The sequence below is a fragment of the Roseinatronobacter sp. NSM genome, assembly GCF_052379845.1.
In the GTDB taxonomy this organism is placed as follows: Bacteria; Pseudomonadota; Alphaproteobacteria; order Rhodobacterales; family Rhodobacteraceae; genus Roseinatronobacter.
The window spans coordinates 1-7,467 of record NZ_JBQTCF010000067.1 but is presented as its reverse complement, the minus strand read 5'-3'; the positions used below and the strand labels follow the sequence as shown (position 1 = coordinate 7,467).

General features: G+C 61.0%; 8 protein-coding genes and 1 pseudogene. 3 read left to right on the top strand and 6 right to left on the bottom strand.

Translation table 11 applies throughout. The features are described 5' to 3' along the window. The 3 genes from ACTZWY_RS19350 to ACTZWY_RS19340 all read right to left on the bottom strand — a co-directional run. Positions 1–607: DUF924 family protein (locus ACTZWY_RS19350; protein WP_444792349.1), on the bottom strand; the 607-nt coding region annotated here is incomplete at its 3' end. A 147-nt stretch (positions 608–754) separates the two neighbouring features. Beyond that, positions 755–1,636, bottom strand: coding sequence for a nuclear transport factor 2 family protein (locus tag ACTZWY_RS19345; RefSeq protein WP_444792348.1), 882 nt, complete (start codon positions 1,634–1,636; stop codon positions 755–757). A gap of 40 nt (positions 1,637–1,676) precedes the next feature. Beyond that, positions 1,677–2,555 (bottom strand): SDR family oxidoreductase, encoded by an 879-nt coding sequence (locus ACTZWY_RS19340; RefSeq protein WP_444792347.1) that lies wholly within the window; start codon positions 2,553–2,555, stop codon positions 1,677–1,679. A 90-nt stretch (positions 2,556–2,645) separates the two neighbouring features. Here ACTZWY_RS19340 and ACTZWY_RS19335 point away from each other — a divergent pair, with 90 nt between their 5' ends. Next, entirely contained in the window at positions 2,646–3,251 is a 606-nt protein-coding gene (locus tag ACTZWY_RS19335; protein ID WP_444792346.1) for a TetR/AcrR family transcriptional regulator, read from the top strand. Between the two features lie 20 nt (positions 3,252–3,271). Further along, positions 3,272–4,363, top strand: a complete 1,092-nt coding sequence (locus ACTZWY_RS19330; RefSeq protein WP_444792345.1) for a DUF418 domain-containing protein — start codon at positions 3,272–3,274, stop codon at positions 4,361–4,363. A gap of 335 nt (positions 4,364–4,698) precedes the next feature. Here the strand turns inward: ACTZWY_RS19330 and ACTZWY_RS19325 are convergent, their stop codons facing one another. The 3 genes from ACTZWY_RS19325 to ACTZWY_RS19315 all read right to left on the bottom strand — a co-directional run bounded on the left by ACTZWY_RS19325 (position 4,699) and on the right by ACTZWY_RS19315 (position 6,501). Further along, on the bottom strand, positions 4,699–4,944 hold the full coding sequence (locus ACTZWY_RS19325; protein ID WP_444792344.1) for a BRCT domain-containing protein: 246 nt from the start codon (positions 4,942–4,944) through the stop codon (positions 4,699–4,701). 709 nt (positions 4,945–5,653) lie between these two features. Then, the gene (locus ACTZWY_RS19320; protein ID WP_444792343.1) at positions 5,654–5,950 is read right to left on the bottom strand and encodes a hypothetical protein; all 297 of its coding nucleotides are present in this window, start codon (positions 5,948–5,950) and stop codon (positions 5,654–5,656) included. Then, positions 5,887–6,501 carry a hypothetical protein gene (locus ACTZWY_RS19315; RefSeq protein WP_444792342.1) on the bottom strand — a complete coding sequence of 205 codons (615 nt, stop codon included), beginning with the start codon at positions 6,499–6,501 and terminating at the stop codon, positions 5,887–5,889. The genes ACTZWY_RS19320 and ACTZWY_RS19315 overlap by 64 nt, the downstream gene beginning before the upstream one ends. A gap of 229 nt (positions 6,502–6,730) precedes the next feature. Here ACTZWY_RS19315 and ACTZWY_RS19310 point away from each other — a divergent pair. Beyond that, positions 6,731–7,467: pseudogene (locus tag ACTZWY_RS19310) on the top strand (IS3 family transposase); the annotation flags it as partial.

Genomic DNA, 7,467 nt, shown 5'->3' with positions numbered 1-7,467 from the left:
GGACCTGGCAGTGCTGGTCGATGGCCGGTTTGTTGCGCTCGACGAACAATCTGAAATTCGGATGGGCCGCGATGGCCAGATCGACAAAGTCGCAGGCAAGGTCCAGATCCGCCACGTCTTCTGAATGCGCCAGCGCCCATGGAAGCAGATAGAGCATGGCCGCCGGCAGGGTAAGCGTGTCGTCGATCCTCTGCGGGGCCATCAGCGTGCGCATCAGGTCGCGCGCAATCTGATCATAGGAAAAGGCTTCGGCGCTGCCCCGAAAGCAGGATCGTGACAATTGATCGGCCAGCAGTACCTTGGCCACTGCGCCGTCAAGGCTGTCCCAGTCTTCGCCGATCAAGCTTGGTGGTTCGGCCTTCAGTTCGCGCACAACCGGCGCGAAGGGCTGGCAAAACGCGTCGAGGGCCCGGCCGCTTTGAAACCAGATCATCATCAAGGGCCGCACCGTTTCGTCCTGGTTCAGGCTGTCACGGGTTTCGGGGTCAGCAGTATCGCAGCCGCACATGTAGTTGAGCACGCTGCGCGGCGAGCGGGGATTTTCGACCGCCCGAACAACGTCCGGTCGCTGGCGAAAGCTCTCAGGTGTCAGTTCATCGGCGGGCATTCGGTTTCCTTTTCTCGATCATCAGGCAGACGTCCGGCCAGTCGTGCGCTGTTCTCTGATTGCGGGCATGGGTTGCGATTGGCAGGCGAGACAGCTGTCCCGCCTGCTTGGGCTCTGCCTGTTGGCGGGGCTATGTCGTGATGAGGACTATTGCCCGACCGGCTCCGGGCCAACGCCGTCAAAGCCGGTGAACATGCCGTTGTCATTGGCAAGGCCCTCGGTCGGGACGGGCTGGATCACGTCCCAGTGTTCGACGATCATGCCGCCTTCCATCCGGAAGAGGTCATAGAAGGCGTGGGTGCCGCCGTTCCATTGGCCTTCGCTCACGGTCAGGACGAAATTGCCCTCGCCCAGAACGGCATGGATGTCGGTGTATTGGAACATGTTGCCTTGCGCCGTCAGCTCCTCGACGGCCGCAACGATGCCCTCAAGCCCGTCCGCGATACCGGGGTTGTGCTGGGCATAGCTCTCGGCGCTGATATAGTCGGTAATCCGCGACGGGTCCTCGCCCATCAGAACATCCCGCACCAGCGCAACGGCCAAAGCCTTGTGGGCCTCAGTCTGGTCCAGATCGGTGACCTCGGTGGGGCCATCGGTCTGGCTGCGGCCGCTAACCGTCTCGGTGACCAAAGGCTGCAGCGCATCCCAGTGTTCCGCAACCATGCCGTTCTGGTCCACGCGGATGATGTCGAACGCGACCATCTCGGGGGCGCCGAACGGCTCGGCATTGCGCCAGATATTGTGCATGAAGACGTAATCGCCGTCCTGGAATATGCGGATGTTCTCAGCCGTCGTTCCGGCCTCTGCCAGCACCGGCAGTAGGCCGATGAAGGGCTCCAGCCCGGTCGGGATGAAGGGGTTGTGCTGGATATAATCGGGGTTCGCCAATTCACGCATCGTGTCGACGTCACCGCTCATCACAGCACCGAGGAACGCGCCGACGATTTCGCGGTTGGACATGCTGTCTTCGGCCAATGCCCCGGTGGCAACGACAGTGGCCGTGGCAGCGGTCAGGAGTGTCTTTTTCATCTGATAGGGTCCTTGTTCAGTGGGTGGGATAGTTGTGCGCTCATGCGTCAACGCCGCCGAGCACGCCTTCGAGCTGCATCTCTTTCAACAGCGCGTCCTGCCGCGGCTGGGTGAAGGCGTTCACCTCATCGACGCCCCAGGTGATGCCTACTACTGTGCGCGTGGGCCGTTTGCCGGGGGTGGCGTCGGCCAGCGACAAGTATGCGTCCACCACCAATTGAGGGTCGGGGGCCTCGCTGCTGGCCAGCATCTGGGCGAACCCCGCGATCATGGTCGAAGGCACCTGGCCAAGCTCGCCATAGGACGCCAGCACATCCGCGCGGGCGGGCGGCTTTCCGGCGGCCAGCAGGTTCGACGGAAACGGCCCCGGTTCGACCAGCGCGATGTCTATGCCGAACGGGGAAACCTCGTAGCGCAGGCTTTGGCTGTAGGCCTCCAGCGCGTGTTTCGTGGCGCAATAGGTGCCGAAGAAGGGCACCGAGACCCGCCCGGCAATGGAACTGGTGTTGATGATCAGGCCGCGCCCGGCCGCGCGCATCGACGGCAGCACCGCCTGCATGGCACGGATGGCGCCGAAATAGTTGGTGTCCATCTGTTCCGCAGCCTGCGCGACGCTATAGGCCTCGGTCATGCCGATATACATGATGCCCGCGTTGTTGATCAGGATGTCGACGGGGCCCTCGGCCAGAATTGCCGCGAAACCCTCAGCGACCGAGGCGTCGCTGGTGACGTCCATCTCGGCAATCGTGATGCGCGGCGAATAGCCCTCAAGCTCGGCCTTCTTGGCGGCGTTGCGGCCGCCCGTGTCGCGCATCGTGCCCCAGACGCGGTCGCCCCGGTCGGCAAAGGCCCGCACGGCCGCCGCGCCAAAGCCGCTGCTGGCGCCGGTGATGACGATGGTTCTGTCGGGTGTGGACATGGGTCGTTCTCCTGCTTGCACGTTTCGTTACCGACTGGTACGAATATTGGATGCGCCCCGTCAAGACATAAAATACCGGATGGTATAAAAATGAGCGATACCGATAAAGGACCCGCGCGCGGACGACCGCGGACGATGAACGCCCAGCAAGTGCTCGACGTGGCGATGACAGCCTATTGGCAGAGCGACCCCGCCGACGTGTCGGTCAACGCGATCTGTCAGATGGCGGGCATCTCGAAGCCCTCGCTTTATCGCGAGTTCGGCAGCGAGGATGGGCTGTCGCGCGCGGCGCTGGACCGATATGCCGAACAGGTGCTGTCAGAGATGTTCGTGATCCTGCATGCCGGGACGGGGCTGCGCCAGACGCTAGACGCCCTGATCGACTTTGCCAGCGACGATCCGCGATTGGAAACCGGCTGCCTGTTCTACAAGATGCGGGCGGGCAAGCACCGGCTGGGGCCGGACACGAGGGCGCGCGTGGAGGAGATCGACGCGGCAGCGCGGGCAGCCTATGCCGCTTTCCTGCAGGCAGCCCGCGACGCCGGTGACTGGCAGGATGGCCTGTCTGTCGAGGCTGGGGCGAAATACCTGGGCGAGCAGATCGCGCTTGCCATCACCCAACGCGCGTCCGGCGAAGAGCCTGCCCGCGTCCGCGAGATGCTGACGCTGGCGCTTTCGGTGTTCACGCGCTCATGACCGGACCTGCGCGCGCCCTGATGCCCGATTACCTGCGCCTTGTCGCTCTGTTCGGCATCGTCGTCGTCAACGTCCAATACATCGCCTTTTCTGCGCTGCACGGGTTCGCCGATCCGGTTGCCGAGACGCCCCTGGACGCGATCACCCTGTGGCTGGTCAACGGGCTGGCGCTGCTCAAGACCTACGGCCTCTTCTCCTTCATGTTCGGGGTGGGGCTGGGGTTCCTGATGCGTTCGGCGTCACGGCAGGGGCTCCCCTTCGGACGCGTCTACCGCAACCGCATGATAGGCCTTGCGACACTTGGGGTCGCGCATGGCTGCCTGTTCTTTCCCGGTGACATTCTGACGATCTACGCAGTCACCGGTTCGATCCTATACCTGTTCCGGGATTGGCAGGTTGGTCGCCTTGTGCGGGTCGGCGCGGCGTTGCTGATTGTGCAAACCCTTATCGCCCCAGTGCTGCTGCTCGCCGCGCCACAGACACCGGCGGACATAGTTGCAATGGAGCGTGCGATCCTGACCGAGGGCGGCTTTCTTGAGGCGGTCATGCTTCGCAGCATCGGCTTTGCCGTCATCATGCCGTTCTTCCTCGTGATTCAGGGCACCGCAGCGCTCGGCTGGTTCTGCCTTGGTCTGGCGGCAGTGAAGTCGGGCATGATCGACGACGCGGGTCATCCGCTCTGGCGGCGCGCGCGGCGCTGGTGCCTTGGGCCGGGTGTGGTGCTGGGGCTGGTTGGGGCTGCGCTCGGGCAATGGGGGCCGCCGGTGCCCGGTGCTGTTCTGACGGTCGCCGCCGCGCCGATCGCCACGCTCGGCTATCTCGGCCTGATCGCTGCGCTGTCACGCCCGCCGGGGCCGATCGTGGCGCAGGCGCTTGCTGCGGGCGGATCGAGCCTGAGCATCTATCTTGGCCAGTCGATCATCCTTTCGACAATCTTCTCGGGCTACGGGCTGGGCCTCTGGAATTCTGTGGACCGGCTGACCGCCATCATCATTGGCGTTGCCGTAACGTCAGGTCTGATTGGGGCGTTGCTGATCTGGCGTTCCCGCTTCGCGCTTGGCCCCTTCGAATGGGTATTGCGACGGATTACCTATCACGGGTTTCGCGTCTGAGGCTTCAAAGCATCGGCCGATACCATGGCATCGGTGCGGACATCGCCAAAGCAAAGAAACGCTGAATGTTCATGATTTCGGTTCGTTTCTCACCCGCAAAATACGGCGGCCGATACAGGGTGTCGCATCGAGGCTAAAATCATTCGGAGTTGAATGCCCGCTTCTCCTCTCCAAGGCGAGCTGTGCGAACAAGAAACGAACGACCGCTACCCGCCCTCCACGTCGATGTCCAAAGCAAGAAAACTGGACAACTGCCACGCCACCACCCACGTTCCCAGCCGCAAAACAGGCTCATCCTCGATCACAAAGATCCGCCATCCGCTGCCTATTTCACATCACCCCCCTACCACTGCCTTGAACATGGTCTCGCCGATGATCCGGATCGGGTGGCCTGCGGCCTGCATTTCCTCAGCTTTGCGGTGCTTGCTGCTTCCGGAGTGCCCGCCTAACACGGTCAGATCCTGATCCCCCACCACCAGATAGGTGGTCAGCCGGGTGACACCAGCTTTCACGGTCATCCCGGATTGTGCGGCCAGATCGGCCGCAGCCTCGCGTGACAGGCCCAATGCGCCTGTGAACACTGTAAATGCCGGATCGCCTGCTGCATCATGCTGTCGTGGTCCAAATTGAGGGCGCCAGCTACCGGCTCCGGCACCATGCCGACCTGATCCCGGAACACACCCGCGCACATGCCAACATCACACCGCCGCCACCGCCGAAACGCCGTGGTCGGCCGCCAAAAAACGGAGGTGCCAATCACCTTCACGGCTGATCGCCGAATCCGCGAAGTGGGGAATTTTCTTCCAGCCGTTTTGGGGAGATTACGTCCAGCACTTACAAACACCACAACTGCCCCGGCATACAAGCCAGCGGCATTGCCTTTGCGGGTGACAGATGACGGATACACCTTGCGTTTCGGGGCGACCAGTTCATCAAAGGGCACACCCATATCCTTCAGCCCAATTTTCCAGCATGGCGAGCCGTCGATGCGTATTCCGGAGGATCCGGCCACCCATTCCGACAACATGCGGCCACCTGTTCCGGGGTATCCGGCCAGCCGTGCCAGTATCCAGTCCGGCGATCAGCCAAGAGCACCCCGGCCTCTGCCTTCGCTTTGTCCTTTGGTTTATATGGCCTGGCCGGGACAACGGCCGTGTCGCAATGCGCGGCCATATCTGCGTAGGTTCGGTTGATCACGGGACCATAGAAGTAAGCGTTAAAAAGTCGACCGACATACCGATCTGGCTCGGGAGGAACCATGGGAAGGGGGCACATCAAAGCGATCCGAGATCAAGCGAGCGCTTTGGCCAGCAGTTTGTCAGGATATGTCGGCCCGCCGTCGTCCATGAAAAGAACATTTCGATCTTCCAGGTCCGATTTGGTGGTCGACCCCGTGACATTGAGCAGGTCATTGAAGGTCGTGACGGACAGGATGAAGGAGTTGAGGCTAATCATCCCATCACCCAGTTGTTTTTCGATCTGCTTGATTTCCTTATGTAATCCAAACTTCGGGTCCGAAATGTTCAGGTTTCGAATACCCTTCGGATCGATGAAAGACAGCCACTGCTTGCCGGTTTTGTCGTCCACCAGCCACAGCAGCAGTCAGGATAGAAGTTGCCTGCCAGAGCAAAGCCGAGCCCCTTGGCACGATTGTCAGCATTGCGCAGCAGGTAAAGGCTGAAACCCCGCAGCCTCTCTTTCCCCGAAGGGGAGTCGTAGAACGCCATCACGTCCTCGACAAATTGCACTTCGCTTGGCTCGCCAAGCGCCATTGGTCGCATCTTCAGTGGTACGACCGCATCCTTGATGGGAGAGAGCAGGGGGTAGTACAGGTGCTGGCCAAAGCTGATCGCGACCATATGAGGTGCGTTCCACTTGCTGGCTTCGCCGATCGTTCCTGAGGCGACGAGGGCGGAAAGAGCCTCGAGTTTTGTCTTGTACTCAAGGCCAACATCGGTGTTTTCGATTTCGAACTGGTATAGTTTGATAATCGAGCCCGAGTCCTCTGTGACGGGTGTTACGGCGTAGAATTCGCCCTCATACGCCGCTTTCAGTCCCTGATAGAACCGGTCGGTACAGTCGGTGAGCAGCTGAACCATGATGTCTTGCTGGCGCATGACGTCTGAAAATCCCGCCACTTCAAGCTCCGCCTAGGGGATCAATAGAGTGTACCAGCTGTCATCGCCAAGGCAGAATTGGGATAGGCGCTCCCGGTCAACTCTCAAATTACTCCAGCTTTTCAGAAGCTTGCACTCTTGAACAGCGGTGAATACTGCATCCCAATCAAAGCAAGCTATTGCTGCTTTGCTCAGCTTGGCGCTGACCTGCCCCCCGGAAGTTCCCTCAAACTGATATAGAGTCTGCCGAACCTTTTACAAGCTGAAGGCCAAGTATGGCGGGATGGAGTTGTCGGATGCCAAGCGGCTGAAGCAGCTCGAGGACGAGAACGCGAAGTTGAAGCGTTTGCTGGCGGATACCATGCTCGACAATGTTGTGCTGAAGGATTTGCTGGGAAAGCCCTGACGCTGAGCGATGGTGCGCCACTGGTTCAAGCACCATGGTGAAGGATGCAACGGCGGGAGGCAGTGCTGCAGGCGATGAAGGATCATCCGATCTCTCAGCGCCGGGCCTGCGTCTTGATCGGTGTTGATCCGAAGACGGTGCGGCGCGAGAGGCCGCCCGATAACCCGGAAATCCGTGTGGAAATGAACAAGATCGCCGAGAAGCGGCGTCGGTTTGGGTATCGGCGCATTGGTATCATGCTGGAGCGCAAGGGCATGGTGATGAACGAAAAGAAGCTCTACCGGATTTACCGCGAAGAAGGGCTGTCGGTGCGCCGCAGGCGAGGCCGAAAGCGGGCACGCGGCAGTCGGACACCAATGCCAGTGCCGCTGCGGCCAAACCAGCGTTGGTCCTTGGACTTCTTGTCCGACACGTTCGGGGCCTGCCGCAAATTCCGCATTCTGGCGGTGAACGACGATTGCTGCCGCGAAAACCTCGGCCTGGTTGTCGACACGAGCATCTCTGGCGCACGAGTTGCGCGGGAACTGGATGCGCTGGTCCGGATCTATGGAAAACCGGCCTGTGTCGTCTCGGACAACGTC